At 71.9% G+C, this 25,735-nt stretch carries 24 protein-coding genes and 1 pseudogene; 12 read left to right on the forward strand and 13 right to left on the reverse strand.

Features of this window, described 5'->3' with window-relative positions:
- Positions 1–3: 3 nt before the first annotated feature.
- Both AB0L56_RS17700 and AB0L56_RS17705 read right to left on the reverse strand, forming a co-directional pair.
- Positions 4–2,019, reverse strand: a complete 2,016-nt coding sequence (locus tag AB0L56_RS17700) for an NADPH-dependent 2,4-dienoyl-CoA reductase (protein WP_365424310.1) — start codon at positions 2,017–2,019, stop codon at positions 4–6.
- A gap of 114 nt (positions 2,020–2,133) precedes the next feature.
- Positions 2,134–2,505: a hypothetical protein gene (locus AB0L56_RS17705; RefSeq protein ID WP_361032414.1), complete on the reverse strand. Its 372-nt coding sequence runs from the start codon at positions 2,503–2,505 to the stop codon at positions 2,134–2,136.
- A gap of 254 nt (positions 2,506–2,759) precedes the next feature.
- Here AB0L56_RS17705 and AB0L56_RS17710 point away from each other — a divergent pair, with 254 nt between their 5' ends.
- Positions 2,760–4,841 (forward strand): SpoIIE family protein phosphatase, encoded by a 2,082-nt coding sequence (locus tag AB0L56_RS17710; RefSeq protein ID WP_365424312.1) that lies wholly within the window; start codon positions 2,760–2,762, stop codon positions 4,839–4,841.
- Between the two features lie 40 nt (positions 4,842–4,881).
- Here AB0L56_RS17710 and AB0L56_RS17715 read toward each other — a convergent pair whose 3' ends face one another.
- The gene (locus tag AB0L56_RS17715; protein WP_361032726.1) at positions 4,882–5,667 is read right to left on the reverse strand and encodes a putative protein N(5)-glutamine methyltransferase; all 786 of its coding nucleotides are present in this window, start codon (positions 5,665–5,667) and stop codon (positions 4,882–4,884) included.
- 353 nt (positions 5,668–6,020) lie between these two features.
- Between AB0L56_RS17715 and AB0L56_RS17720 the strand changes: the two genes are divergently transcribed.
- The 4 genes from AB0L56_RS17720 to AB0L56_RS17735 all read left to right on the forward strand — a co-directional run bounded on the left by AB0L56_RS17720 (position 6,021) and on the right by AB0L56_RS17735 (position 9,298).
- Entirely contained in the window at positions 6,021–6,626 is a 606-nt protein-coding gene (locus tag AB0L56_RS17720; protein ID WP_365424314.1) for a sulfite oxidase-like oxidoreductase, read from the forward strand.
- A complete protein-coding gene (locus AB0L56_RS17725) occupies positions 6,619–7,374 on the forward strand; it encodes a ferredoxin reductase (RefSeq protein ID WP_361032407.1) in 756 nt (251 codons plus the stop codon). Before AB0L56_RS17720 ends, AB0L56_RS17725 begins: the two co-directional genes overlap by 8 nt.
- Positions 7,375–7,430: 56 nt before the next feature.
- Positions 7,431–8,399 (forward strand): acetylxylan esterase, encoded by a 969-nt coding sequence (locus AB0L56_RS17730; protein WP_365424316.1) that lies wholly within the window; start codon positions 7,431–7,433, stop codon positions 8,397–8,399.
- A 155-nt stretch (positions 8,400–8,554) separates the two neighbouring features.
- Complete coding sequence (locus AB0L56_RS17735; RefSeq protein ID WP_365424318.1) at positions 8,555–9,298, forward strand: GntR family transcriptional regulator; 744 nt, start codon at positions 8,555–8,557, stop codon at positions 9,296–9,298.
- A 591-nt stretch (positions 9,299–9,889) separates the two neighbouring features.
- On the opposite strand, the gene AB0L56_RS17740 is transcribed toward AB0L56_RS17735, so the two are convergent.
- Positions 9,890–10,618, reverse strand: a complete 729-nt coding sequence (locus AB0L56_RS17740; RefSeq protein ID WP_361032398.1) for a class I SAM-dependent methyltransferase — start codon at positions 10,616–10,618, stop codon at positions 9,890–9,892.
- A gap of 292 nt (positions 10,619–10,910) precedes the next feature.
- Here AB0L56_RS17740 and rho point away from each other — a divergent pair, with 292 nt between their 5' ends.
- Both rho and AB0L56_RS17750 read left to right on the forward strand, forming a co-directional pair.
- Positions 10,911–12,038, forward strand: a complete 1,128-nt coding sequence (gene rho / locus AB0L56_RS17745; RefSeq protein WP_365424321.1) for a transcription termination factor Rho — start codon at positions 10,911–10,913, stop codon at positions 12,036–12,038.
- A gap of 342 nt (positions 12,039–12,380) precedes the next feature.
- Positions 12,381–13,514 (forward strand): serine hydrolase, encoded by a 1,134-nt coding sequence (locus tag AB0L56_RS17750; protein ID WP_365424323.1) that lies wholly within the window; start codon positions 12,381–12,383, stop codon positions 13,512–13,514.
- Positions 13,515–13,519: 5 nt separating this feature from the next.
- Here AB0L56_RS17750 and AB0L56_RS17755 read toward each other — a convergent pair whose 3' ends face one another.
- The 3 genes from AB0L56_RS17755 to AB0L56_RS17765 are packed head-to-tail and all read right to left on the reverse strand — an operon-like array spanning position 13,520 to position 16,221.
- A complete protein-coding gene (locus tag AB0L56_RS17755) occupies positions 13,520–14,452 on the reverse strand; it encodes a glutaminase (protein ID WP_365424325.1) in 933 nt (310 codons plus the stop codon).
- A gap of 30 nt (positions 14,453–14,482) precedes the next feature.
- Positions 14,483–15,499 carry an asparaginase gene (locus AB0L56_RS17760; RefSeq protein WP_365424403.1) on the reverse strand — a complete coding sequence of 339 codons (1,017 nt, stop codon included), beginning with the start codon at positions 15,497–15,499 and terminating at the stop codon, positions 14,483–14,485.
- The gene (locus AB0L56_RS17765) at positions 15,499–16,221 is read right to left on the reverse strand and encodes a FadR/GntR family transcriptional regulator (RefSeq protein WP_365424327.1); all 723 of its coding nucleotides are present in this window, start codon (positions 16,219–16,221) and stop codon (positions 15,499–15,501) included. The genes AB0L56_RS17760 and AB0L56_RS17765 overlap by 1 nt, the downstream gene beginning before the upstream one ends.
- 741 nt (positions 16,222–16,962) lie before the next feature.
- Between AB0L56_RS17765 and AB0L56_RS17770 the strand changes: the two are divergent.
- Positions 16,963–17,106: pseudogene (locus AB0L56_RS17770) on the forward strand (acyl-CoA desaturase); the annotation flags it as partial.
- Here the strand turns inward: AB0L56_RS17770 and crcB (AB0L56_RS17775) are convergent.
- The 4 genes from crcB (AB0L56_RS17775) to AB0L56_RS17790 form a co-directional block, all read right to left on the reverse strand.
- Complete coding sequence (crcB, locus tag AB0L56_RS17775; RefSeq protein ID WP_365424329.1) at positions 17,103–17,477, reverse strand: fluoride efflux transporter CrcB; 375 nt, start codon at positions 17,475–17,477, stop codon at positions 17,103–17,105. The pseudogene AB0L56_RS17770 and the gene crcB (AB0L56_RS17775) overlap by 4 nt on opposite strands.
- Positions 17,474–17,845 carry a DUF190 domain-containing protein gene (locus tag AB0L56_RS17780; RefSeq protein ID WP_361032380.1) on the reverse strand — a complete coding sequence of 124 codons (372 nt, stop codon included), beginning with the start codon at positions 17,843–17,845 and terminating at the stop codon, positions 17,474–17,476. The genes crcB (AB0L56_RS17775) and AB0L56_RS17780 overlap by 4 nt, the downstream gene beginning before the upstream one ends.
- Entirely contained in the window at positions 17,842–18,288 is a 447-nt protein-coding gene (gene crcB / locus AB0L56_RS17785; RefSeq protein WP_365424331.1) for a fluoride efflux transporter CrcB, read from the reverse strand. The genes AB0L56_RS17780 and crcB (AB0L56_RS17785) overlap by 4 nt, the downstream gene beginning before the upstream one ends.
- Positions 18,289–18,353: 65 nt before the next feature.
- Positions 18,354–18,611: a helix-turn-helix domain-containing protein gene (locus AB0L56_RS17790; RefSeq protein ID WP_365424333.1), complete on the reverse strand. Its 258-nt coding sequence runs from the start codon at positions 18,609–18,611 to the stop codon at positions 18,354–18,356.
- Positions 18,612–18,811: 200 nt separating this feature from the next.
- Between AB0L56_RS17790 and AB0L56_RS17795 the strand changes: the two genes are divergently transcribed.
- Positions 18,812–19,201 (forward strand): MarR family transcriptional regulator, encoded by a 390-nt coding sequence (locus AB0L56_RS17795; RefSeq protein WP_365424335.1) that lies wholly within the window; start codon positions 18,812–18,814, stop codon positions 19,199–19,201.
- 27 nt (positions 19,202–19,228) lie between these two features.
- Here AB0L56_RS17795 and AB0L56_RS17800 read toward each other — a convergent pair whose 3' ends face one another.
- Positions 19,229–19,633 carry an SseB family protein gene (locus tag AB0L56_RS17800; RefSeq protein WP_361032368.1) on the reverse strand — a complete coding sequence of 135 codons (405 nt, stop codon included), beginning with the start codon at positions 19,631–19,633 and terminating at the stop codon, positions 19,229–19,231.
- A 199-nt stretch (positions 19,634–19,832) separates the two neighbouring features.
- Here AB0L56_RS17800 and AB0L56_RS17805 point away from each other — a divergent pair, with 199 nt between their 5' ends.
- Positions 19,833–21,278 (forward strand): glyceraldehyde-3-phosphate dehydrogenase, encoded by a 1,446-nt coding sequence (locus AB0L56_RS17805; protein WP_365424337.1) that lies wholly within the window; start codon positions 19,833–19,835, stop codon positions 21,276–21,278.
- 157 nt (positions 21,279–21,435) lie between these two features.
- On the forward strand, positions 21,436–22,404 hold the full coding sequence (locus AB0L56_RS17810; RefSeq protein WP_365424339.1) for a hypothetical protein: 969 nt from the start codon (positions 21,436–21,438) through the stop codon (positions 22,402–22,404).
- 242 nt (positions 22,405–22,646) lie between these two features.
- Here AB0L56_RS17810 and AB0L56_RS17815 read toward each other — a convergent pair whose 3' ends face one another.
- Positions 22,647–24,287: an FAD-dependent monooxygenase gene (locus AB0L56_RS17815; RefSeq protein WP_365424341.1), complete on the reverse strand. Its 1,641-nt coding sequence runs from the start codon at positions 24,285–24,287 to the stop codon at positions 22,647–22,649.
- Between the two features lie 272 nt (positions 24,288–24,559).
- Here AB0L56_RS17815 and AB0L56_RS17820 point away from each other — a divergent pair, with 272 nt between their 5' ends.
- Positions 24,560–25,684 (forward strand): SchA/CurD-like domain-containing protein, encoded by a 1,125-nt coding sequence (locus AB0L56_RS17820; protein ID WP_361032356.1) that lies wholly within the window; start codon positions 24,560–24,562, stop codon positions 25,682–25,684.
- Positions 25,685–25,735 lie beyond the last annotated feature (51 nt).

The raw sequence follows: 25,735 nt of genomic DNA on the forward strand, positions 1-25,735 counted from the left end.
GCCCTACAGCGCCGCCGCCAACTCCGTGCCCTGCTTGATGGCGCGCTTGGCGTCCAGTTCCGCGGCCACATCTGCGCCGCCGATCAGGTGGACGGGCCGTCCGGCCGCGAGGAGGGTCTCGTACAGGTCGCGGCGCGGCTCCTGCCCGGTGCACAGGACGATCGTGTCGACCTCGAGGACGGTGCTCCCGCCGTCGACGGTGAGGTGCAGCCCGGCGTCGTCGATCCGGTCGTAGCGCACGCCCGCCACCATGGTGACCCCGCGGTGCCTGAGTTCGGTGCGGTGGATCCAGCCGGTGGTCTTGCCGAGTCCGGCGCCGACCTTGGAGGTCTTGCGCTGGAGCAGGTGGACCGTGCGCTGCGGGGCGGGCCGTTCGGGTGCGGCGAGCCCGCCGGGTCCGCGGTAGTCGAGGTCGACGCCCCACTGACGGAAGTACGTCGCCGGGTTCTCGTGCGCCTTCTCGCCGCCGTCGGTGAGGAACTCGGCGACGTCGAACCCGATGCCGCCCGCGCCGAGGATCGCGACCCGGTCGCCGACGGGGGCGCCGTCACGGAGCACGTCGAGGTAGCCGAGCACGCTCGGGTGGTCGACGCCGGGGATCTCGGGCACGCGCGGGGTGACGCCGGTGGCGACGACGACCTCGTCGTACCCGGCCACGTCGTCCGCGGTGACGCGGGTGTCCAGCCGTATGTCGACGGCCAGTTCCTCGAGGCGGGTGCGGAAGTAGCGCAGGGTCTCGTCGAACTCCTGCTTGCCGGGAACCTTGCGGGCGACGTTGAGCTGGCCGCCGATCTCGCTCGCGGCGTCGAACAGCGCGACGTCGTGGCCGCGTTCGGCGGCGCTGACCGCGCAGGCGAGCCCGGCCGGTCCGGCGCCGACGACGGCGACGCGCTTGCGGCGGCGGGTGGGGGCCAGCACCAGCTCGGTCTCGTGGCAGGCGCGCGGGTTCACCAGACAGGAGGTGATCTGCCCGCTGAAGGTGTGGTCCAGGCAGGCCTGGTTGCAGCCGATGCAGGTGTTGATCGCCTCGGGGCGGCCGTCGGCGGCCTTGGCGACGAAATCGGGGTCGGCGAGCATCGGGCGGGCCATCGACACCATGTCCGCGCAGCCCTCAGCGAGCAACTGCTCGGCGAGTTCGGGGGTGTTGATGCGGTTGGTGGTGACCAGCGGGACCGACACCTCGCCCATGAGGCGCTTGGTCACCCAGGTGTAGGCACCGCGCGGCACCGAGGTGGCGATGGTGGGGATGCGGGCCTCGTGCCAGCCGATGCCGGTGTTGATGATCGTGGCGCCGGCGGCCTCGACGGCCTTGGCGAGGGTGATCACCTCGTCCAGGGTGGAACCGCCGGGCACCAGGTCGAGCATGGAGAGACGGTAGATGACGATGAAGTCCTCACCGACCGCCTCGCGCACCCGGCGGACGATCTCCACGGGGAAGCGCATCCGGTTCTCGTACGAGCCGCCCCAGCGGTCGGTGCGGTGGTTGGTCCCCCGGGCGATGAACTCGTTGATCAGATAGCCCTCGGAGCCCATGATCTCGACACCGTCGTAGCCGGCCTGCCGGGCGAGGCGGGCGGCGCGGGCGTAGTCGTCGATGGTGCGCTCCACCTCGGCGTCGGTGAGCTCGCGGGGCGGGAAGGGGCTGATCGGCGCCTGGAGGGGGCTGGGGGCGACCAGGTCCCGGTGGTAGGCGTAGCGGCCGAAGTGCAGGATCTGCATCGCGATGCGCCCGCCCTCGCGGTGCACGGCGGTGGTGACGACCCGGTGCTGTTCCGCCTCGGCCTCGGTGGTGAGCCTGGCGCCGCCCTCGTAGGGACGCCCCTCGTCGTTGGGGGCGATGCCGCCGGTGACGATGAGGCCGACGCCGCCGCGGGCGCGGGCGGCGTAGAACTCGGCCATGCGGGAGAAGCCGTTCTCGGCCTCTTCCAGGCCGACGTGCATGGAGCCCATGAGAACCCGGTTGGGCAGCGTGGTGAAGCCCAGGTCGAGGGGGGTCAGCAGGTGGGGGTAGCGGCTCATCGGGCCCTCCGTGCGCGCGGTGTCGTGCCTGTAGTTGTAAGGCACGCGCGCCGCTTATGCAACTAGTTGCATAAGCGCGCGGAGGGCAGAGGAGTCAGCGCGGCGTCAGGGGCGTCACCGGCTTTCCAGGCGGACGTGCAGTTCCTCCTCCTGGTCACCGGGCACCGTGCTCAGGTCGTGCACGGTGAACAGGGAGTCCAGGGTGACGCGGAACCGGTCGATCGCCCAGTAGCCGCCGTGCACGTCGGCGTCGACCGACGACGACAGCCGTACCGGGCGGACACCGCCCTCGTACGCGTCGGCCACGTCGAACGTGCCCAGCCACACCGTGGGCCGCGTCTCGTGGAACTCCTCGGGAACGTCGTCCGCGCACCGGTCGGACGCGAAGCACGCGCACAGCGTGTCGAAGACGATCCGGGCATCGTCCTTGCTGCATCCGCTGATCTCGACCGAGACGGATTCCGGGTGCGGTTGCGGGCTGCCCATGGTGATCGCTCCTCTCGTGGTTCTGCCGTCCCCACCCCCAACTCTTTACATCTCACTCAGCAAAGCACTACACGCGCCGGAGCACTACCCGCGCGCCGTGCCGCCGTGACGACATCGCGGGGTGCCCGCCACGATCTGTGCGAGAAGCTGGATCCGGACAGCAGGAGCGGCAGAAAATGGCCCTCGCGCGCGGTACAACAAGGGGGGCGGCACGGTGACGGCGTGTCGTGAAATCGGCGAAGGCGGGGCGTGGGATGAATACAGCGGGGCCGGCCCCGGCCGGCGGTGACGGGCCGGAAGGGGGGCCGGTGCGTCCCAGCGGCCTGCTCGACGTGCTGCGCGTGGCCTCGGTGGTCCTGGACATCGAGGGGCGGGTGACGCTCTGGAGTCCGCAGGCCGAGGAACTGTTCGGGTACAGCGCCCAGGAGGCGCTCGGCCAGTACGCCGCCCGGATCATGGTGCACGAGCAGCACCTCGACCTCGTGATAAAGCTGTTCGCCGATGTCATGCGCACGGGCCGCAGCTGGGCCGGGGCGTTTCCGATCCGGCGCAAGGACGGCGGCACACGGCTGGTCGAGTTCCGCAACATGCGGCTGCTGGACGGACAGGGCGAGGTGTACGCCCTCGGCCTCGCCGTGGACCAGTCGACCGTGCGCCGGCTGGAGCAGGACGTCGCCCTGTCCACCCGGATCGTCGCCCAGTCCCCCATCGGACTCGCCGTCCTGGACGACGATCTGCGGTACGTGTCGGTGAATCCGGCGCTGGAGCAGATCAACGGCATCCCCGCCGAACAGCATCTGGGCCGCACCATCCGGGAGGTGCTGCCGCTGGTGGACGCCGACGCGATCGAGGCCGCCGCGCGTCAGGTCCTCGACACCGGCCGGCCTGCCATCGACCGCGCCATGACCGGCCGTACCGCGGCCGATCCGGACGAGGACCGCGCCTGGTCGGTCTCGCTGTACCGGCTGGAGAACGCGCTCGGCACGGTGCTCGGCGTGGCCGTTTCGGTGGTGGACATCACCGAGCAGCACCGGGCGAACACCGAGGCCGAGACGGCACGGCGCAGGCTCGCCGTGATCGCCGACGCCTCCGCCCGCATCGGCACCACCCTGGAGCTGGACCGGACGGCCGGTGAGCTCGCCGACGTGGCCGTGCCGGAACTGGCCGACGCGGCGGCGGTGGATCTGCTCGACGCGGTGGTGCGCGGCCGCCGCAGCACCCTCGGCCCCGCCGAGCCCGCGCTGATCCGGGCGCTGGCGGTGCGCTCGGTGGACACTTCCGACATGCTGCCGGCGGCCGACCCGCCGGGGAAGGTGACCCGGTACGCACCGGACCGCCTGATCACCGAGTGCGTCCGCACCGGGCTGCCCGTGATGGTTCCGCAGACGAAGGACGACGACCTGGCGAGAATCGCCAGGTCCCCCGAGGCGGCCGAACAGCTGGCCCGGGCGGGGGTCCACTCGTATATGGCCGTGCCGCTGATCGCACGCGGCGAGGTGCTGGGCGCCCTCGACCTCACCCGCACCCGCAACCCCCGTCCGTTCGACGAGGACGACCTGCTGCTCGCCCGGGAGCTGGCCTCCCGCGCGGCCGTGCAGATCGACAACGCCCGCTGGTACCAGAACGCCCGCGACACCGCCCTCACCCTGCAGCGGAGCCTGCTGCCGAGCCATCCGCCGGTGACGGGCGAGCTCGAGGTCGCCTCCCGTTACCAGCCGGCCGGAGCCACCAGCGAGGTGGGCGGCGACTGGTTCGACGTGATCCCGCTGGGGGACGACAGGACGGCCCTCGTCGTGGGGGACGTGATGGGCAGCGGTATCCCCGCCGCGGCCACCATGGGCCGGCTGCGCACGGCGACCCACACCCTCGCCTCCCTCGGCCTCGATCCCGCCGTGCTCCTGGACCACCTGGACCGGATCACCGGCGGGCTGGACCAGGCGATCGCCACCTGTGTCTACGCCGTGCACGACCCTCGCGCGCGGCAGTGCCTCATCGCCAACGCCGGACATCTGCCGCCGGCCCGGGTGCGGGTCGGTCACGCGCCCGAGCTGCTCGATCTGCCCACCGGGGTGCCGCTGGGGGTGGGCGGGGTCGCGTTCTCCACGACCACCGTCGAGCTGGAGCCGGGCGACCGGCTGGTGTTCTACACCGACGGTCTCGTCGAGACGCGCCGGGACCCGCTGGACGAGCGCCTGGACCGGCTGCTCACGCTGCTGGACTGCCCTGGGCAGTCCCTGGAGGAGGTCTGCGATCTGCTGCTGCGCACACTGCATAAACCCGACAACTTCGACGATGTCGCCTTGCTGATTGCGGAGGCTAGGACGCCGGGTGACTGAGCCGGGGCGGGCGACTGAGCGCGGGGGCGGAGCGGACTTTTTACGGTCTGAAACCGGTCACGACATGGGCGTAGCGCTCCCCGCAGACGGCCAGTCGGGGCCGCAGTCCGGCTGCTGCGAAGGCGTCGACGGCGGCGGAGGCCTGCCGGCTGCTGGTCTCCACCAGGAGACAGCCGCCGGGCGCCAGCCATCCCGGTGCCTCGGCGGCCACCCGGCGCAGCACATCGAGGCCGTCCGCGCCGCCGTCGAGCGCGACGCGCGGCTCGTGGTCGCGGGCCTCCGGGGGCAGCAGATCGATCTCGTCGCTCGGCACGTACGGCACGTTGGCCGCGAGGATGTCGACGCGGCCCCGCAGACCGCCGGGCAGCGCCTCGAACAGGTCGCCGGTGTGGACCTGCCCTCCGAGGGCGGCGACGTTGCGGAGGGCGCAGCGCACGGCGGCCGGGTCGATGTCGGCCGCGTGCAGTTCCGCCTCGCCGAGCGCGGCCGCCAGGGCCGCGCCCACGGCGCCCGAGCCGCAGCACAGGTCCACGACGACGGTTGCGCGGGGCGGCCGGGGCTGCCTCCCGGCCAGGGCCTGTTCGACGAGGAACTCGGTGCGTCGGCGGGGCACGAAGACACCTGGTTCCACCGTGATGCGCCGGCCGCGGAACTCCGCCCAGCCGACGACGAGTTCCAGGGGCAGCCCTGCTGCCCTGCGTTCGACCATCGAGGTGATGTCCCGCGGGGTCTGCGCGGCGGCGATGATCAGCTCGGCCTCGTCCTCGGCGAAGACGCAACCGGCGGCGCGGAGTGCCGTCACGACGGCGTCGCGGGAGGGCGTCAGCGAGGGACGATGGCCGGGCGGGGGCTCGGGGAGGAGCGAGGAGGGCTGGGACGGCGTGTGCGGCAAGGGACTGGGGCCTTTCGGGAGCCGAAGGGCGCTCTCGTGGTCACCTGCTGCCGCGGGACCGTGTCGCCCCGAGGTGAGAGCACCCGACCTGACAAGCGGTAATGGGTCCCACCTCCCTCGGCGTCCGTGGCTGGGTCGGTCCGCAGCCGGACGGCAACAGTACCCGACGATCTCCGCGGTGGTGCGGTTGTACGGTGCGATCGGAGCCGGCCGCGCGGAGGTCGGGGTACCGCGTACGGTTGAACACGGAAACACCTGAGTACCAGCAGCAACGGAATCGCGATCACGTGAACATCACCCGAGGCTTCACCGGCCGCCCCCGTGTAAACAATCCCGGACTGCCGCCCGGCCAGTACGACGCGGGCGACGAGTGGCCCGTCCTGTCCGCCGAGGTCACCCCCGACCTCGCGCCCGCGGACTGGACCTTCCGGATCGACGGACTGGTGGCGGAGCCCCGCACCTGGGACTGGGAGCAGGCGCACGCGCTGCCGGCCTCGTCGTACGAGGGTGCCATCCACTGTGTGACAAGCTGGTCGAAGTTCGGGGTGCGGTTCGGCGGGGTCTCGCTCGACGCGTTCCTGGATGTGGTACGGCCTCATGGGTCGGCCACCCATGTGGTCGCGTACGCGCACACCGGTTACACCACCAACCTGCCGCTCGCCGATGTGACCGGCGGCCGGGCCTGGATCGCCTGGGAGTACGACGGCCGGCCGCTCCCCGCCGAGCACGGCGGTCCGGCGCGGCTGCTGGTGCCGCATCTGTACTTCTGGAAGAGCGCCAAGTGGATCGCGGGACTGCGGCTCCTCGACCATGACGAGCCGGGGTTCTGGGAGGGCAACGGCTACCATCCGCGCGGCAACCCCTGGGAGGAGCAGCGGTACTCCGGTGACTGAGACAGTGGGTCCACTCACGCGGTTCGCCGTGCCCGGGCGCATCGGGGTGAGCGAGGAGACGGCCTCTGTGTGGCGCACGGCCACGCTGACGGAGATCCGCCGCGAGACCCCGCGCGCGTCGACCTTCCGGTTCGCGGTGCCCGGCTGGCCGGGGCATGTTCCCGGTCAGCATCTGTTGCTGCGGCTGACCGCCGAGGACGGCTATGTGGCGCAGCGCCACTACTCGATCGCGTCGGCACCGGACGACTCCGGGCATCTCGAACTGACGCTGGACCATGTGGAGGGCGGCGAGGTCTCGGGCTGGTTCCATACGGTGGCGCGCCCCGGCGACCGGATCGAGGTGCGCGGCCCGCTCAGCGGCTTCTTCGCCTGGCCGGGCGACCGGCCCGCGCTGCTGGTGGGCGCCGGCTCCGGAGTGGTCCCCCTGATGTCGATGGTGCGGCACCACCGGGCGCGGGACCTGAGGCTGCCGCTGCGGCTGCTGGTGTCGGCGCGCTGTCCCGAGGAGCTGATCTACGCGCGCGAGCTCGGCGCGGAGACCACTCCGGTGTTCACCCGGAGCGCGCCGGAGGGTGTGCCGGTGGGACGTATGACGGGCGCACATGTGGCGCCGTTCCTGGCCGAGCAGCCTGCTGGTGGCTGGGAGGCCTATGTGTGCGGCTCCAACTCCTTTGCCGAGCATGCCTCCAGGCTGTTGGTGGCGGCGGGTCAGCCCGTGGAGCGGATCCGGATCGAGCGTTTCGGGTGAGTGCGGTGGGGGGACCCTGCTGCGGCGACTCTGTCTCCGCACGAAGGCGGTTTCTGATGGCCCTGTTCGACCTTCCGCTCGATGAACTGCGCGAGTACCGCAGCGCGTCCACGGCACCCGAGGACTTCGACGCGTTCTGGTCCAAGACGCTGGAGGAGGCGCGTGCGTATGACCTCGACGCGCGTTTTGAGCCGGTCGACACGGGGCTGTCGACGGTGCGGGTTTACGACGTGACGTTCGCGGGGTTCGGCGGTCACCCCGTCAAGGGCTGGCTGACCCTGCCCGCCGGTGCCGACGGGCATCTGCCGCTGGTGGTGGAGTTCATCGGGTACGGAGGCGGCCGCGGGCTGCCCCACGAGCATCTGCTGTGGGCGTCCACGGGCCGGGCCCACTTCGTGATGGACACCCGTGGGCAGGGCAGCGCCTGGGGCGCCGGCGGCGGTACCGCCGATCCGGTGGGCGGCGCTCCCGCGTACCCCGGGTTCATGACGCGTGGGATCGACGCGCCCGAAAACTACTACTACAGGCGGGTGTTCACGGATGCCGTGCGTGCGGTGGAGGCGGCGCGGTCGCATCCGCTGACCGACGCGAGCCGCACCGTCGCCGTCGGGGCCAGCCAGGGCGGGGGGATGGCCCTCGCGGTGGGCGGTCTGGTTCCGGACCTCGCGGGTATCGCGCCGGACGTGCCGTTCCTGTGCGACTTTCCGCGCGCCACTACGCTCACCGACCGGCATCCGTACCGGGAGGTCGGCCTTTACCTGAAGACACACCGCGGGCGCTTCGAGGATGCGCTGCGCACGCTGTCGTACTTCGACGGCGTGCACTTCGCCGTGCGCGGCAGCGCGCCTGCGCTCTTCTCGGCCGCCCTCGAGGACCAGACCTGCCCGCCGTCGACGGTGTTCGGTGCCTTCAACGCCTGGGCGCACGAGGACAAGACCATCGAGGTGTACGACTTCAACGACCACGAAGGTGGTGGGCCGTTCCAGGAGGCGGCCAAGCTACGCTGGATGCGTTCGTATATCTGACGGGTCGTGGGGGAGGGTGGTGCGGTGGGCGGTTGGACCGAATGGTTCCGGCCGAAGTGCCGGGCCGGTCTTCCTTGTTGGTGTAGACCAATGCTAGAAGTGGTGGCTCAACGAGCCCACGCGGCTACGGAACGTCACCAACAGGAGGGCGCGGCATGGCCCGCACCACCCCGCACGACCACCCGCTCGCCGAGGGGGATCCCCTCTACCGGAGGATTGCGACACAGTTGCTCGGCGAGCTGCACGACGGGACCATACCGCCCGGCGAACGCCTGCCGGGCGAGCGGCAGTTGGCCGAGCACTTCGGGGTCAGCCGGGAGACCGTACGGCAGGCGTTGCAGTTGCTGCGGCGTGATGGACTGGTCGCCACGGACCGGCGGGGCAGCCATGCCGCGCTGCCCGGAGTGCCGGTGGAGACACCGGCGCACTTCGGATTCCCCCTCGGCGCCGGGGGTGCCGAGCGTGGCTCGGTGACCCGGGCCACCGTCGCCTGGGAGCCACCGCCGTCCGGGCATGCCGAGGTGCTGGAAGTGGCGCCCGACCGGCCGACGCTGGTGCATCGCTACTGGTCCGCGTCGGCGGACGGGCGGGAGCTGCGGACGGCGGTGACATCGTTTTCCGCGGTGGCGCTCGCTGAGGTCGAGGAGCTGTCCCGCTACCGTGACCGCGCCGACGGGACGTGCGCCGCGGAGTTGCGGCGGGCCTACGACTGGATGCGGCGGGCGGGGCTTTCGCTGCACCACCGCGACACGATCACGCGGATCGCGGGGACGCCGTCGGTCCGGGTCACCCGGCGGGTGCACGACCAGTACGCCCGGCCGCTGGAGATCACGGAACTGGTCATGGACGCTCAGCAGGAGATCCTGGTCTACGAGTTCACGGTGCCCGCTGCCGTCTGATATGCCTGCGGCGCCACTGTCCCTCCGGTGGGGGCTTGGCTAGCGCCCACGGTGGGTGGGTGGTGCGGGGCCGGGTCGGGGGTGTCCGTCCTCGGACTGGCGCGACTGTGCCTGTTGGCGAAGCTGAGGGCGCGGACGCGCCAGCCACTGCGGGCGAACACCCCCGCCCCGACCCTCCCCGCCGTAGGCGGCATACCCACGCCCACCCGCCGCCGCCCTCCGCGCCCGACTGCCGCGAACCGCAGCCCGCCGCCGCTTCCGCGGCCCGCCGCCGCGATCCGCGGCTCCCTGTCGCGATCCGCGGGCAGTCGTGCCTCCCCCAGTGCCTTAAGGGCCTGGGAGGTGCCCCCAGGGCGATGGGGGTCCCCCCGCTCGAGCGAAGCCGAGAGTGGGGGAGGGTGGGCGCGACGGCACCCCGCCGGCGCCGGGCTGCGCAAACCACCCCGACCCACACCCACGCGGGGCGCCCCGCCGCTTCCGCGGGCAGTCGTGCCGCTGGGGCGGCACGGGTGGGCGCGACGGCACCCCGCCTGCGCCGGGCTGCGCAACCACCCCCGGCCCACACCCACGCCGGGCTCCGTAGGACCCCCGCTACGCCGACGCCCTCACCGCAACAACCAGCCGAACCCTCGGAGTCCCGTCCCCGCGCCGACCGAACTCGGACAGTTCCCCGAACCGCACCACAAACCCCGCCCCCAACAGCCCCCGCCACACATCACCGAAGCGAACAGCCCGGTAGTACATCACGAACGGCGGACGCCAAACCGCATTGCGCACCCGCATCACCGCATCGAACCCCAGCAGCATCCCGTGCGTCACCGACCCCGGCCGGGGCGGCGCCACCACGGGGAAGACGAAGTGTCCCCCCGGCCGCAACACCGAGTGCACCTGCGCGAACAGCCCGGGCAGCTCACGCGGCAGAAAGTGCCCGAAGGCCCCGAAGCTCACCACGAGGTCGAAGACCGCCCCGAACGGCAGGGCCCGCGCATCCGCCCTCACCCAGCCCACCGGCAGCCCCCGCGGACTCGTCCGCTCCCGCGCGACCTCCAGCATGCCCGCGCTGAAGTCCACGCCCGTGACGCTCTCCCCGCACACCTGCCTCAGCACATCGACGCCCGCACCGGTGCCGCAGCAGAGGTCGAGCCCCGAGGCGTACGGCCCCGTCCGCCGCAGTGCCGACACCGTGGCGTCCAGCACGGAATCCGGCGTGCGGAAGGGAGTGTGGTCGAACTTCGGCGCGAGGAGGTCGTAACCGCGTTCCACGGACGAGAGCGCCTGGACCGCTAGTTCGCGCAGGCGAGGACCTTCAGGGCTGAACATCGCAACAGCCTAAGGGAGGCGTGGGTCACAGCGGGCTCACACATGGGGTGGTACGGTGTGGCGAGCGCCTTCTGTACGCCCTCGTTCGGGCGTCGGTGCCAGTTCTCTACGGTTCGCCTCCCGCCCGTCGTTTTCGACCGGCGCAGTGGCTCTCCCTCATCACCTCCCCGGCCGGGTGTCTCCCGCCGTGAGCTGATCGCGCGCGTTCGTTTTTCTTCCGCGCGGTTTCTCCCCTTCCCCCTTTCCCGTTTTTTTTCCTTCTTGCCCGTCGTCCGTGAAAGGACCTGCCCACATGACCCTTACTTCTATCGAATCCCCACTCCAGCAGACCCAGGTCGTCACCGGCGTCCTTGACATCGACGCGGGCGGGAAAGCGCACCTGCGCGCCGAGAACCTTCTGTCCTCGCCCTCCGACCCGGCCGTCTCCCCCGCGCTGCTGCGCCGCCACGGCCTGCGCAAGGGTGACCGGGTCGAGGGCGTCCTCGGTGATCGCCGCGGTCTCCTCGACATCACCCGGGTCGAGGGCCGGACGCCCGATGCATTGCGTGGCCGACGGCATTTCCCGGACCTGACACCGCTTCACCCAGGTGAGCGGCTGCGCCTGGAACACCCGGCGTCCGCGCTGGCCGGGCGGGCCGTCGATCTGCTGGCGCCGGTCGGCAAGGGACAGCGCGGGCTGCTCGTGGCCCCGCCCAAGACCGGCAAGACCGTCCTCCTGCAGCAGCTCGCGGCGGCGGTCGCCGGGAACCACCCCGAGTGCCGGCTGATGGTGGTTCTGATCGACGAACGGCCCGAGGAGGTCACCGACATGCGACGCTCGGTCCGCGGTGATGTGTACGCCTCGACCTTCGACCGTCCGGCCAAGGAGCACATCGCGCTCGCCGAGCTGGTCGTCGAGCGGGCCAAGCGTCTTGTCGAGGCCGGTGAGGACGTCGTGGTGCTGCTCGACTCGCTGACCCGGCTGTGCCGGGCGTACAACAATGTGGCCGCGTCCGGCGGACGCACACTCAGCGGTGGTGTGGACGCCTCCGCGCTGCTCGGGCCCAAGCGGTTCTTCGGTGCCGCCCGTCGGGCCGAGGAGGGCGGCTCGCTCACCATTCTCGCCTCGGCCCTGGTGGAGACCGGCTCCCGCGCCGACGAGTTCTACTTCGAGGAGCTCAAGAGCACCGGGAACATGGAGCTGCGGCTGAGCCGCGAAGCGGCTTCCCGGCGGCTCTTCCCGGCCGTGGACATCACGGGCTCGGGCACCCGGCGTGAGGAACTGCTCCTCGGGCCAGTGGAGTTGGCCGGTGCCCAGGGGCTGCGGCGGGCTCTGGGGTCCCGGGACGGCGTGACCGGGCTGGAGACGCTGCTGGGGCGGATGCGCGAGACCCCCGACAACGCCACCTTCCTGCGACGCGTCCAGCCGACCCTGCCTTAGGCCTGTCCGGCGGATCATGCCGGGAACGCGGGGTCCGGCACGCCCGTCTGCGGCGTTGTCGTCGGTCGCCGACTCCCCCACTCTCGGCTTCTCCCACTCTCGGCTTCGCTCGAGCGGGGGGACCCCCATGAGCGGGGGGACCCCCATCGCGTCGACTCCCTCCTCCGCCTTGCAGCTGGACGCACCAGACCCCGCTCACCTGGGTTGCACGGCACCGCCCCCTTCCCCGACTTGATCCGCCGGAAGACAGGCCCTGACCCGGCGTGTGGCATCCGGGTGCTCGCGGTTGGCCTTCGGCCGGGGCAGCGTGGTGTTCCGGGGAGCCGTTCCTACGTTTGCGGTATGACTATCGGATTTGCTTCACGGGCTGCCGTGTCGACCTGCGCGCTCTGCACGACGGGCCTGCTGGTGCTCGCACCCGCCGCGGCGGCCGCCGACCCCGGGCCGCCCGCGTCGCTGCTGTTCCGTCCCGGCACGCATGTCCACCCGCGTCCGGGTGCGCCCGAGGTCCCTGATCTGTCCGCCCGCGCGTGGCTGGTCGCCGACGCGCGCACCGGAGAGGTGCTGGCGGCGCACGACGCACACCGGAAGCTGGCGCCCGCCAGCACCCTCAAGACCCTTTTCGCCCTCACCGTGCTGCCGATCCTGCCGGCCGGCATCCAGCACCGGGTGACGGCGGAGGAACTGGCGGACATCGGTCCCGGCAGCAGCCTCGTCGGGGTCGCCGAGGACCGTACGTACCGCGTGTCCGACCTCTGGAACGGGGTGTTCCTCAGCTCCGGCAACGACGCAGTCCGCGTGCTGGCCGCGCTCAGCGGCGGCTGGCGGGCCACGGCCCAGCGGATGCAGGCGAAGGCCCGCGCCCTGGGCGCCCGCGACACCCGGGTGAAGTCGCCCGACGGCTACGACGCACCCGGCCAGGTGTCGTCCGCGTACGACCTGGCGGTCTTCGGCCGGGCCGGGCTGCGCAATCCCGAATTCGCGCGGTACTGCATCCGGGAGGAAACACGGTTCCCCTCGCCCGACGGCGGTTTTTACCGGATCGTCAACACCAATCGGCTGCTCACCGGAGCGGACGGTGTCGAGCCGTACCGGGGCCTGGTCGGGATCAAGAACGGCTATACGAGCAACGCCGGGAACACCCTGGTGGCGGCCGCCCGGCGGGATGGACAGACCCTCGTGGCGACGGTGCTCAACCCCCGCTCGGACGACGGCTTGGCGGTGTACGAGGAGGCGCGGGCGCTCCTCGACTGGGGGTTCGAGGCGGGCGGGCGCGTCGAACCGGTGGGGTCCCTGGACGCCCTGCGGGCCGGACTGCTGCGGGGGCCGGAGGCAGGGTCCGCCGCCGTGCCGGCCGCCCGGCGGGATGAGCCGGACCGGGCGGTGTCCTGGACGATCGCCGGGGCCGCGCTGCTGGGCGGCGTGGGGACGGCGGTGTTCCTGCGGCTCCGATGGGGTCCCGTACCGAAGGACTGACCGGTTCAGAACACGGAGAGACCGGTGAGCGCGGCGAAGCGGTCCAGCGCGGCCACACCCGCCACCGAGTTGCCCCGCTTGTCCAGTCCGGGCCCCCATACGCACACGGTGCACCGGTCCGGGGCGACCGCGACGATCCCGCCCCCGACGCCGCTCTTTCCCGGCAGGCCCACCCGGGAGGCGAAGTCGCCGGCCGCGTCGTACGTTCCGCAGGTCAGCATGACGGCGTTGACCTGCTTGGCCTGGCTGCGGCTGAGCAGCCGGGTGCCGTCGGCCCGGATGCCGTGCCGGGCGAGGAACCCCGTCGCCAGGGCGAGGTCCGCGCAGGACGCGGCGACGGAGCACTGCCGGAAGTACTGGTCGAGCAGGACCGGCACCGGGTTGTCGATGTTGCCGTAGGACGCGATGAAATGGGCGAGGGCGGCGTTGCGGTCGCCGTGGGCGCCCTGGGAGGCGGCGACCTCCAGATCGAAGTCCAGCCCCGGGTTGCCGCTCTCCGCCCGCAGGAAGGCGAGCAGTTCACCAGCCGCGTCCCCGCTACGGGTGTGCAGCCGGTCGGTCACGACGAGCGCGCCCGCGTTGATGAACGGGTTGCGCGGGATGCCGTCCTCGTACTCCAGTTGCACCAGGGAGTTGAAGGGAGTGCCGGACGGTTCGCGGCCCACGTGCTCCCACAGGGCGTCGCCCTCGCGGGCCAGGTCGAGGGCGAGCGTGTACACCTTGGTGACGGACTGCGCCGAGAAGGGCTCCCGCCAGTCCCCCACCCCGTGGACCGTGCCGTCCGGTTCGGCGACGGCCATGCCGAAGCGGCGCGGATCGTAGGCCGCGAGCGCCGGAATGTAGTCGGCGGACCGGCCACGGCCGGGAGTCCGCTCGACTTCCTCGGCGATACGTTCCAGCACCGGCTGGAAGGCCGTCGACGCTGTCACACTCACCATTGTGGACGTCGACGGCCTGAGCACAAACGGTCACACAGCACCCGCGGCTGCCGTCGGTTCGAGTTCCCGTACCGGGCGTATCTCGCCGACCGGGCGTCCGCCACCGAGCAGCGCTTCTCCCGCGAACTCCGCGAGCAGCGCCCCATCCACCCCTGCCCGTGCCAGCGCCCCCGCGGCGACCGGGACGCGGGCCCGGGAGGCGCCGTCGGCGATCTTCACGGCGATGGCGTGGCCGTCGGGCAGGGCCGCGACCTGGACGCCCTCGTAGCCATCCTTGGCGAGCAGGCCGGGTACGGCGCGCATCAGCGCGGCCACGTCCCGGCCGGAGCCGGAGGCCATCTCGGGGTGTTCGCGCATCGCGTCGGCGACGCGTGCCTCCGGGGTGCCGGGCGCGGCGGTGGTGATCCTGGCGGCGGCACGGGCGAGACCGTGCAGGGAGACGGCGAACAGGGGGGCGCCGCAGCCGTCGACGGTGACCGTGGCGACGCGCTGTCCGGTGAGGCTCTCGACGGTCTCGGCGATCGCCTGCTGGAGGGGGTGGGCGGGGTCCAGGTAGTCGTGGAGGGACCAGCCGTTCAGTGCTGCCGTGCAGAGCATGGCGGCGTGCTTGCCGGAACAGTTCTGCGCGAGCCGGGAGGGCGGGCGTGCCTCGCGCACCCAGGTGTCCCGGACGGCGGGGTCGAGCGGCAGGTCGGGGACGTTGCGGAGGTGGTCTTGGGTCAGTCCCGCCCGTTCGAGGATCCGCAGGGCACCGGCGAGGTGGCGTTCCTCGCCGGAGTGGCTGGCCGCGGCGAGCGACAGCAGCGCGCCGTCGAGCGGGAGTCCCGCCCGGACCATGGCCACCGTCTGAACGGGCTTGAGCGCCGAGCGCGGGTAGCAGGCGGCCTCGATGTCGCCTAGCCGGAACCGGACCGAGCCGTCGGGGCCGAGGACGAGGACGGAGCCGTGGTGGACGCCCTCCACCATCCCGCCGCGTATCAGGTGGGCGACGGGCGCGTGGAGGGGCTCGCGGATCGGGGGTGCGTCCGCGGGGAGACTGTTGTACATCACTCTGCCTGGGGTGTGTCGTGGGCCGATGCGCGGCGCACGATGTCGGTGAGGGTGGTCTCGACACGGTCGAGATGGTGGGTCATGGCCTGGGCGGCGTCCTGCTCGGAGCCGTCGGCCAGGGCCTCGACGATCGCCCGGTGCTCGCGGTTGGACTGCTCGCGGCGGTCGCCGAGTTCGTTGAGGAAGGCCGACTGGCGGGCCAGTGCGTCCCGGATCTCCTCGATGACCCGGCGGAACACCGGGTTCTGGGCGGCCTCGGCCACGGCGAGGTGGAACAGGGTGTCCATCGCCACCCATGCGGTGGTGTCCGTCTCCCGTTCCATCCGGTCCAGGAGATGGGCGAGGTGGTCCAGGTTCTCGGGTGTGCGGCGCCGGGCGGCGTACCCGGCGACCGGGATCTCGACGTGCCGCCGCGCCTCCATCAGGTCGCCGGCCGCGTAGTCGCCGAAGGTGGGGTCCTCCACGGCGTCGGCCACGACGAAGGTGCCCTTGCCGGTCCTGGACACGGTCAGGCCCATCGTCTGCAGGGCGCGCAGCGCCTCGCGGAGCACGGGCCGGGAGACCTCGAGGGTGCGGCACAGCTCCGCCTCGGAGGGGAGCTTGTCGCCGATGGCGTACTCACCGCGCTGTATGGCTCCGCGGAGGTGGGTGAGCACCGCTTCCGTCGCGCTGACGCGCCGGGGGCCTGGACCGGCTGTCCGGCTGTCTGACAGGTTCACGGTGGGCATGGTGCGGGGAGGTCCGCGGCGCTGTCAAGCGAGGGTGGGGCCGGCCTCACCCCGCACCGGGGGGCCAACATGATTCTGCGCACGGACATCCGTTCCCGTACTGAGGCGCGTGGTCAATCCAACGGTCATTCCCGACGTCCCGCGCGGGAGGTTTTCCGAACTTTCACGGCGCACATCGGAAGCGGGGCTGCTCAGGCGGCGGCCGCTGTACTACTCGGTGCGCTTCGGGGAACGGAGCTTCGCAACCGGCGTTGGCGGGGTGCCCCACGCTGGTGCGGGCCGGGGGTGGGTTGCGCAGCCCGGCGTAAGCGGGGTGCCGTCGCGCCCACCCTCCCCCACTCTCGGCTTCGCTCGAGCGGGGGGGGACCCCCATCGCCCCAGCGGCGCGACTGCCCGCGGAGGGCGGCAGCGGGCCGCGGATCGCGGCGGTGCCGGTGCTTACAGGTACCCGGTGTCGGTGTGGGTCGGGGAGTGTTTGCGCAGCCCGGCATAAGCGGGGTGCCGTCGCGCCCACCCGTGCCGCCCCAGCGGCACGACTGCCCGCGGATCGCGGGAGGGGACGGGGCGGGGGTGTTCGCCCGCAGTGGCTGGCGCGTCCGCGCCCTCGCCTCCACCAACATGCACAGTCGCGCCAGTCCGAGGACAGACACCCCCGACCCGGCCCCGCACCACCCACCCACCGTGGGCGCTACGCGCAGCCCCACCGGAGGGACCGCTGCGCCGCAGAGGGCGGCGCTTCTCGAGGCCCAGGTCGTCACCGAGCGGTACTGCGCGGAGCTGGGCATTCCGTGCTGCCCGACGGGGCTGCTCGCCTCCCACCGGGAGGCGTTGCGCCATCTTCGGCAGGTCGGGGAGCCGCTGCACCGCAGGGCCTAGGACCAGACCGCGCCGGCCAGGGCCGCGCCCGAGAAGGCGGCGCCCAGGCCTGCCGCCACGGTCGCCACGACGTTCACGGCCGCGTAGCCGCGGGCACCGGCCTCGGCCAGGCGAAGTGTCTCGTAGGAGTAGGTGGAGTAGGTGGTCAGGGCGCCGCACAGACCGGTGCCGAGCAGCAGTTGGAGGTCGGGCCCGGCCGCACCGGCGGCTGCCGCACCGGTGAGCAGGCCGAGGATGAGGCTGCCGGTGACATTGACCGTGAAGGTCCCCCAGGGGAACACCGAGTCGTGCCGGGACTGCACCGCACGGTCGGTGAGGTAGCGCAGCGGGGCACCGACCATGGCGCCCAGCACGACATAGAGCCAGCTCACCGCCGCTCCTCGTCCCGGGCGCCGGGTCCTTGGTCACGGCGCCCGAGACGGAGCACCTCGCAGCGGTCGAGCAGCACCAGGCCGTCGGTCACGAGCGTGTCGAGTTCCGGGAGGAAGGACCGTACGCGGTCCTCGGTGTCCACGACGACGACCGCCACCGGCAGGTCCTCGCTCAGGGACAGCAGCCGGGAGGTGTGGATCAGGGAGGACGCGCCGAAGCCCTCGATACCGCGGAAGACGCTGGCACCGGCGAGCCCGGCCGCGTGTGCCCGGTGGACGATCTCCGAGTACAGGGGCCGGTGCTGCCAGGTGTCGCTCTCGCCGACGAACACGGTCAGACGCAGGGCGGTGCCGGTCGGTGGCGTCATGGGTGCCTCCTGATCAGTACCCGGCGGGTCGCCGAGGTCGCCGTCCACACGGCGGCGAGGGCCGCGAGCGGGGTGACGGCGAGGTGGAGGAGTCCGGCGGCCGGGTGGCCGCCATTGAGCAGGTCGCGGACATCGACGGCGTACGTCGAGAAGGTGGTGAAGCCGCCGAGGACGCCGGTGCCGAAGAACGGGCGGACCAGGGGGTGGGCGGTGCGGACCTCGGTGACGACCACCATGAACGCGCCGATCACGAAGCAGCCGGCGACATTGACCCAGAGGATCGTCCAGGGGAACCCGCCCGCAGGCGTCGGCCACCACAGGGACGCCGCGTAGCGGGCCACCGCCCCCGCTGCTCCGCCCAGCGCGACGACCGCGACGACGGGTGCCTGGGCGCGGACGGCGTGGCGGGCCCTGAGGCGGCCCTCGGTTACCGGGGCTTTCACCGTCGTACGTCTCCCACTCGCTCGGGATCAGCGTAACGGCGCGGGGCGCTCCGGGGCCGCGGGGGCTACCAGCCCTTCTCGAACAGCCGTGTGACCTCGGCGATCCGTATCTCGTCGCGCCGGTAGCGCGGCGGGTCGCCTGAGCGGTCGGTGCGCAGCAGGCCGAGGGAGGTGAGGAGCCGGAGGTGGGCGAGGGCCACCGGGAGGGTGACGCCGAGCCCGGCGGCGACGTCGTCCGCGGTGAGCCCGCGCTCGGCGGTACCCGGTTCGCTCAGCCACGCCAGGATGCGCAGCCGTGTCCCGTCGACGGGAGTCCTCAGCATCTCGTCCACCTCCGCGCCGGGCGCTCCTCAGTCCGGCGCCCTCCCACTGTCCCGCGTCCGGGGCCTCCGTGTCCCGGTCGGCCCGCACCTTTGTCCGGGACCCAACGGCCTTGTGGCACAAGCCCGTTCGGGCGGGGGCACGCTGATCGCCCTACCCCTTGCAGGTTCATTGAAAATGGAACGAGTGTTACCGTTCCCCTATGGCAGCGAAGACGGCCGGAGCGCGGCTCGAGGAACGGTGGCGTGACATCCTCGCGGTGCACGCGCGCACTCTGGGCGAGATCGACCGTGCGCTGAATCCGTACGGCCTCGGGGCGTCCGACTTCGAGGTGCTCGACCTGCTCGCCACCGCCCCTCACGGGGGAGGCGAGCCGTGCCGGGTGCAGAACCTGGTGGGCCGGGTGCACCTCAGCCAGAGCGCGCTGTCGCGTCTCATCGCCCGGCTGGAGCGGGACGGCCTTCTCGAGCGCACCCTGTGCCTGGAGGACCGGCGCGGCGTCTATGTGGCGCTCACCGACAAGGGCCGCGCCTTGCACGCCGAAGCCCTGCCGGTGCAGCGTGCCGCCCTGGCCCGCGCACTGGGCGAGTAGCGCGCGGGCCGGCGCGGTAGCGCCGGTTCAGGGACGGGCCAGCAGGGTGCGTACCCCCTCGGAGGTGAGGGTGAGACGGTGCTCGGAGCTGCCGTCGATGGTCAGGGACAGGTCGTCGGCGGGCCACTGCGCGGCGAGCGCGCCGAGCGGCACCAGACGGTAGCGGGAGACGAACGGCAGCAGGCCGGCCATCTCCACTTCGGACGTGAACACGGGCACCACCTGGGTGCCACCGGGCTGCTCCAGCACCGGCAGTGCCACGGCGCCCGGATCGGCGGCCTCCTGGTCGCCCGCGTCGTCGGGAACCGGGATCAGAACGTCGCTGTTCGCGAGGGCGTCCAGCGCCGCCGAGTCCTCGGTGTTCTCGGACAAGGTGTCCAGGGCCCGCTGGGCGGGCGTGGGGGCGTTGTTCTCGTGCGCTGGTGTCTCCATGGCAGATTCCCTGGTAGCGGAGGTCGTGCGGGCCCACCCGGGACAAGATCCGCCCCGGGCACAGTGCTGCACGCGTACCCGTTCGGATGTCGCGCAACCCTGCGAGTTCCGGGTTTCCCGTGCCCGGCGGACACCCCCTCAGAACCGCCCCGACAACATCGCTATCATTTGAGCACCCTCTAGCTCGAAAGATGATCCTGTGACTGTCAACGAAGACTCGTTCACCCATTGGAAGCACCGCGAGGAGATCGCGGAGTCAATGATCCCGATCATCGGGAAGCTGCACCGGGAGCGGGACGTGACCGTCCTGCTGCACAGCCGTTCCTTGGTGAACAAGTCGGTGGTCAGCATCCTCAAGACCCACCGCTTCGCCCGGCAGATCGCCGGCGAGGAGCTCTCGGTCACCGAGACGCTGCCCTTCCTGCAGGCGCTCACCACCCTCGACCTCGGCCCGTCCCAGATCGACATCGGCCTGCTCGCCGAGGCCCACCGCGCCGACGACCGGGGGCTGTCGGTGGCCGAGTTCACCGCCGAGGCCGTCGCCGGCGCGACCGGCGCCAACAAGATCGAGCGCCGTGAGCCGCGCGACGTCGTCCTCTACGGCTTCGGCCGCATCGGCCGTCTCCTGGCGCGTCTGCTGATCGAGAAGTCGGGCTCCGGCAACGGACTGCGTCTGCGCGCGATCGTGGTTCGCCGGGGCGGCGAGCAGGACATCGTCAAGCGGGCCTCGCTGCTGCGCCGCGATTCCGTGCACGGCCAGTTCCAGGGCACGATCACCGTGGACGAGGCGAACGACACGATCGTCGCCAACGGCAACACCATCAAGGTGATCTACGCGAACGACCCCACCGAGGTCGACTACACGGCGTACGGCATCAAGAACGCCATCCTCATCGACAACACCGGCAAGTGGCGCGACCGTGAGGGTCTCTCGCAGCACCTGCGTCCCGGAGTCGACAAGGTGGTGCTGACCGCGCCGGGCAAGGGGGACGTGCCCAACATCGTGCACGGCGTCAACCACGACACCCTGAAGCCGGACGAGCAGATCCTGTCCTGCGCGTCCTGCACCACCAACGCGATCGTCCCGCCGCTGAAGGCCATGGCGGACGAGTACGGTGTGCTGCGCGGGCACGTGGAGACGGTGCACTCGTTCACCAACGACCAGAACCTGCTGGACAACTACCACAAGTCGGAGCGCCGCGGCCGTTCGGCGCCGATGAACATGGTGATCACCGAGACGGGTGCCGCGTCGGCCGTCGCCAAGGCACTGCCCGACCTCGACGCGACGATCACGGGCAGCTCCATCCGGGTTCCCGTGCCGGACGTCTCGATCGCGATCCTCAACCTCCAGCTGGCCCGCGCGACCAACCGCCAGGAGGTCCTCGACCACCTCCGCAAGGTGTCGCTGACCTCGCCGCTGAAGCGTCAGATCGACTTCATCAGCGCCCCCGACGCCGTCTCCAGCGACTTCATCGGCTCGCGGCACGCCTCGATCGTCGACGCCGGCGCGCTCAAGGTCGAGGGCGACAACGCGATCCTCTACCTCTGGTACGACAACGAGTTCGGCTACTCCTGCCAGGTGGTCCGGGTCGTCCAGTACGTCTCGGGCGTGGAGTACCCGACGTACCCGGCCCCGGCGGTCTGAGCCGGGAGGCCACGGGCGCAGAGCGGGAGTGAGGGGCGGGGCCGGCGGGATGTCCGGCCCCGCCCCGTTCTGCCCGGCTGACCGGCGGTAAGGGGCAGAACGATAACGATCGCCCCGTACGGCTTGCCGGGGCACACGCAGTTCCTAGTCTTCCGGCATGCCCCTCTTCAGCAGTCGCACCAGCAGACGTCCCCGTATCAATCCGGCCCTCGACGACGCCGAACTTGCGCGCGTGCTGGGCAAGTTGAGCAAGCGGAGTGGGAGTGGCAAATCGGCCGACGTGGCGCTGGCGGCGTCGCTGCTGGAGGAGACCGAGGACCACTGGGACAGCCGCAGCCACCGGGTGTCCGTACTGGCCACGGCGACGGCGGACACGGGGATCGCCGCGGCCTGGCTGGACAGGGAGCCGAACAGCGCCGACGCCCTGGTGTTCCACGCCTGGACCGGGCTGGCGCGCGGGCTGCGGGACGGGCATTTGGAAGACGCCGGACAGCTGGTGTCCCAGTGCCACCGGGCCGCCGACCTCGGACCCGAGGACCCGCTGCCGTGGGTGGCGCTGCTCGGTGTGTCGCGGATCGAGCGGTACGGCCAGAACGATGTGAACGCCATCTGGCGGGAGGCCACCGGACGCGACCGCTGGCACCGTGAGGCGTACTTCCAGATGCTCGCGTATCTGTCGCCGGAGGAAGGCGGGTCCAGCGCGTCCGTCCTCGACTTCATCGACGTGGTGCGCACCCGGATCCCGGCCAACGCGCCGTGCGCGGCGGTCGAGTTGACCGCGGCCGTCCGTCAGTACCAGGGGCTGCTGACGCAGGGCGGGGTACGGGCCATGACCGCCGGTCAGCTGTGGGAGGGCGGCCAGATCGCGGCCGCGCTGGAGCAGGCGGCCACGCTGTGGGCGAAGCCGGGCTTCTTCCAGCACATGGCGGCGCCGGCGGACCTGAACGTCCTGGCATACGCGCTCTGCGCCGCGGGGCGGGCCGCCGACGCCCACCCGGTCTTCCAGGCCCTACAGGGCACGGTCACCCCCTGGCCCTGGAACATCGACGGCCCCGCCCTCCAACGCTTCGAACAACACCAGTCAAAGTCAGAACGCGGCCGCCAGGGAGGCATCGGCGGCGGCTGACCCGCAATCCGCGGGCAGTCATGCCGCTCCCGCCGCCACCCGCGGGCAGTCATGCCGCTCCCGCCGCCATCCGCGGGCAGTCGTGCCGTTGCCCCCGCAATCCGCGCCGCCGCCCCAATCCGCGCTGCCCCCGCCATCCGCGGGCAGTCGTGCCGCTGGGGCGGCACGGGTGGGCGCGACGGCACCCCGTAAGCGCCGGGCTGCGCGAACACCCCCCGCCCGGCGCAACCGCGGGAGAACCCTCAGGCGCGCGAGAGAAGCGCCGTAACCGCCTCGCGCAACGCCTTCGCCGGGTCAGCCGGACCCGAAACATGCCGCCAGCCCACGAACCCGTCCGGACGGACCAGCACCGCACCGTCACGGGCGATGCCGTGCGCACCGGCCCAGTCCACGCCGGACTCGGCGGTCAGGTCCGCATCGGGACCCTCCCCGACCCGGTAGGACTCGACCGGCAGAGCCAGCCCGGTGGCCGCCTCATGCCAGGCCCCGTCCTCCCCGCTCAGCAGAACCAGCGACCGCTCGTACAGATCCAGCGTGGAGATCCGCGTGCCCGCGCGGTCCACCCACAGATGAGGAGCACGAGTACCGGGCTCCCCGGTCAGACAAAGCGCGTCGGGAACCACCGGCGCCGCAGGATCGGCCCCCAGCACCGCACCGCGCGGGTACCGGTACCCCAGCGCCACGTTGAGAATCCCGCCCTTGCGGCCGGGCATCGCACCGGTCGCCGCGGCCGGCGTGTACCCGGGATGGCTGTGCTCCACCGAACGGGACGAGGCGCGCGCGCTGGTCGCCTCGGCGACGGGCCGGCGCTCGGCGTCGTAGGAGTCGAGCAGGGCCGGTCCCGCCCGCCCGTCCAGCACGGCGGCCAGCTTCCAGGCCAGGTTGTGGGCGTCCTGGATCCCGGTGTTGGAGCCGAACGCCCCGGTGGGCGACATCTCGTGGGCCGAGTCACCGGCCAGGAACACCCTGCCCTCGGTGTACCGTTCGGCGACCCGCTCGGCAGCGTGCCAGGCGGCCCGTCCGGTGATCGTCACATCGAGGTCCGGTACGCCGACGGCCCGCCGGATGTGGGCGGCGCACCGCTCGTCGGTGAACTCCTCGAGCGTTTCGCCGTGTTCGGGGTGCCAGGGGGCGTGGAACACCCAGTGCTCACGGTTGTCCACCGGGAGCAGGGCGCCGTCGGCGTCCGGGCTCGTGAGGTAGCAGACGATGAACTTCCGGTCGCCGACGACATCGGCGAGGTCCCGGGAGGTGAAGGTGACGCTGACGTTGTGGAACAGGTCGCCGGGGCCGTTCTGCCCGATGCCGAGCCGCTCCCGGACGGGGCTGCGCGGACCGTCCGCGGCGACCAGGTAGTCCGCCCGGATGGTGGTGTGCTCGCCCGTCTCACGGCTCTTGACCTGCGCCGTCACCCCGTCGGGGTCCTGGTCGAAGGACATCATCTCGGTGCCGAAGCGCAGGTCCCCGCCGAGTTCCCGGGCGCTCTTCAGCAGCACGGGTTCGAGGTCGTTCTGGCTGCACAGGCACCATCCGGTCGGGCTGAAGCGGGCGAGCCCGCCGCCGGGGTCGATCTCCCGGAACAGCCACTCGCCGGCGTCGCCCACCAGGGTCGGCGTCTGCAGGATGCCGTGGTTGTCCGCCAGCACCGACGCGGCCTCCGCGATGCGCCGGTCCACCCGGGCGGTCCGGAACAGCTCCATCGTGCGCACGTTGTTGCCCCGGCCGCGCGGGTGGATCGACGTGCCCGCGTGGCGTTCGACGAGTGTGTGCGGCACCCCCAGCCGCCCCAGGAACAGGGACATGGACAGCCCCACCAGGGAGCCGCCGACGATGAGGACGGGCGTGCGGTGAACCGCCTCGCCGGTCGTGTCGGATGGGTTCATTGCAACGCCTCCAGCGTGGCCCGGGACGGGCTGGGGAACGGGGACGCACATTCCATGCCCGGTAGGGACGCGTGCGTGTCCGGGCTGCACCCGGATGGCGCGGGGTTCACCCGGGTGCCCCGTGTCGCTCGCGCGCTTCGGGAGTGGCGTAAACCATCGACACATGGCGACCCCGGCCCATCGGACACGGCGGTCGTTCCTGACCTTCCGTGAAGAGCTTCCTGAAGAGGCCCCGTGCCGGGGTTTCGCGATGAAGAGGAGAGGTGCGCCGGATGACCATGTCGGGACGCATAGCGCAATCGGCCTTCGACGGCTCCAGGCTGCGGGTGATCCTGCTGCTCGATCTGTACGAGGGAGCCCAGGAGCAGTTCCTCGACGCCTACGAGCACATGCGCAACAAGGTCGCGTCCGTCCCCGGTCACATCAGTGACCAGCTGTGCCAGTCGATCGAGAACCCCTCGCAGTGGCTGATCACCAGCGAGTGGGAGAGCGCCCCGCCGTTCCTCGCGTGGGTGAACAGCGAGGAGCATGTCGAGACCGTACGGCCGATGCACAGCTGCGTCCGCGACACGCGGTCGATGCGCTACAGCATCCTCCGCGAGACCCAGCCGGGCCGGCCGCTCACCCCGGGGGCCGCCTCGGCGGGGCTCCAGACGGCTGCCCGTGTGGGCGAGGGTGTGGCGCGCCACGCCCTCACCTTCACCGTCAAGCCGGGGTCCGAGTCCAAGGTCGCGGAGCTGCTGGCCGGTTACAAGTCGCCCAAGGCGCAGGTCGACGACACCACGCGGCTGCGCCGCACCTCGTTGTTCATGCACGGCAACCGTGTCGTGCGGGCGGTGGAGGTGGAGGGCGACCTGCTGGCCGCGCTGCGCCACGTCGCCCGGCAGCCGGAGGTGCGGGCGGTCGAGGAGGCCATCAACCCCTATCTGGAGCAGGAGCGGGATCTGACCGACCCCGAGTCCGCGCGGGTGTTCTTCACCCGGGCCGCGCTCCCCGCCGTCCACCATGTGACGGCCGGTCGGCCGGAGCCCGCCGGGCTGCGGCGGCACGCGCTGTACTACCCGGCCGTCGAGGGCCGTGGCATGGACCTGGCCCGGTTCCTCGCCCACCAGGACGAGACCGCGGCCGACGACCCGGACAGCCCGGTGTTCGCGAGCACGGTGTTCCAGCGGGACGACATCGTGGTGCGTCTGGTCGACGTCATCGCCGAACTCGACTCGGACCCGCCCGCGGCGCTCGGCATCAAGGGCCGGGGGAAGGCGGCGGAGCTGGAGCGTCTGCTGGACGGCGCCGCGATCGGCGTCGAGGGCGCCCTGGACTCCGAGCGCACCCTCAACCGCCTGCTGGCGCACGCCGACATGCTGCCCGTCACCGACCGCAGCTCTGCGGATTCCTGATGGTCGACCGCGGTGACGTCCGCGGGCCGTTCCCGCCCCGGCGTCACCGGC

Origin of the sequence: Streptomyces sp. NPDC052079 (assembly GCF_040680275.1) — a bacterium.
In the GTDB taxonomy this organism is placed as follows: domain Bacteria; phylum Actinomycetota; class Actinomycetes; order Streptomycetales; family Streptomycetaceae; genus Streptomyces.

Excerpts from the sequence above, each read along its gene's own strand:
- AB0L56_RS17700 (WP_365424310.1), bottom strand. The coding sequence starts at position 2,019 with ATGAGCCGCTACCCCCACCTGCTGACCCCCCTCGACCTGGGCTTCACC.
- AB0L56_RS17705 (WP_361032414.1), bottom strand. The coding sequence starts at position 2,505 with ATGGGCAGCCCGCAACCGCACCCGGAATCCGTCTCGGTCGAGATCAGC.
- AB0L56_RS17710 (WP_365424312.1), top strand. The coding sequence starts at position 2,760 with ATGAATACAGCGGGGCCGGCCCCGGCCGGCGGTGACGGGCCGGAAGGG.
- AB0L56_RS17730 (WP_365424316.1), top strand. The coding sequence starts at position 7,431 with ATGGCCCTGTTCGACCTTCCGCTCGATGAACTGCGCGAGTACCGCAGC.
- AB0L56_RS17735 (WP_365424318.1), top strand. The coding sequence starts at position 8,555 with ATGGCCCGCACCACCCCGCACGACCACCCGCTCGCCGAGGGGGATCCC.
- AB0L56_RS17740 (WP_361032398.1), bottom strand. The coding sequence starts at position 10,618 with ATGTTCAGCCCTGAAGGTCCTCGCCTGCGCGAACTAGCGGTCCAGGCG.
- rho (WP_365424321.1), top strand. The coding sequence starts at position 10,911 with ATGACCCTTACTTCTATCGAATCCCCACTCCAGCAGACCCAGGTCGTC.
- AB0L56_RS17750 (WP_365424323.1), top strand. The coding sequence starts at position 12,381 with ATGACTATCGGATTTGCTTCACGGGCTGCCGTGTCGACCTGCGCGCTC.
- AB0L56_RS17755 (WP_365424325.1), bottom strand. The coding sequence starts at position 14,452 with ATGGTGAGTGTGACAGCGTCGACGGCCTTCCAGCCGGTGCTGGAACGT.
- AB0L56_RS17760 (WP_365424403.1), bottom strand. The coding sequence starts at position 15,499 with ATGTACAACAGTCTCCCCGCGGACGCACCCCCGATCCGCGAGCCCCTC.
- AB0L56_RS17780 (WP_361032380.1), bottom strand. The coding sequence starts at position 17,845 with ATGACGCCACCGACCGGCACCGCCCTGCGTCTGACCGTGTTCGTCGGC.
- AB0L56_RS17790 (WP_365424333.1), bottom strand. The coding sequence starts at position 18,611 with ATGCTGAGGACTCCCGTCGACGGGACACGGCTGCGCATCCTGGCGTGG.
- AB0L56_RS17795 (WP_365424335.1), top strand. The coding sequence starts at position 18,812 with ATGGCAGCGAAGACGGCCGGAGCGCGGCTCGAGGAACGGTGGCGTGAC.
- AB0L56_RS17800 (WP_361032368.1), bottom strand. The coding sequence starts at position 19,633 with ATGGAGACACCAGCGCACGAGAACAACGCCCCCACGCCCGCCCAGCGG.
- AB0L56_RS17810 (WP_365424339.1), top strand. The coding sequence starts at position 21,436 with ATGCCCCTCTTCAGCAGTCGCACCAGCAGACGTCCCCGTATCAATCCG.
- AB0L56_RS17815 (WP_365424341.1), bottom strand. The coding sequence starts at position 24,287 with ATGAACCCATCCGACACGACCGGCGAGGCGGTTCACCGCACGCCCGTC.
- AB0L56_RS17820 (WP_361032356.1), top strand. The coding sequence starts at position 24,560 with ATGACCATGTCGGGACGCATAGCGCAATCGGCCTTCGACGGCTCCAGG.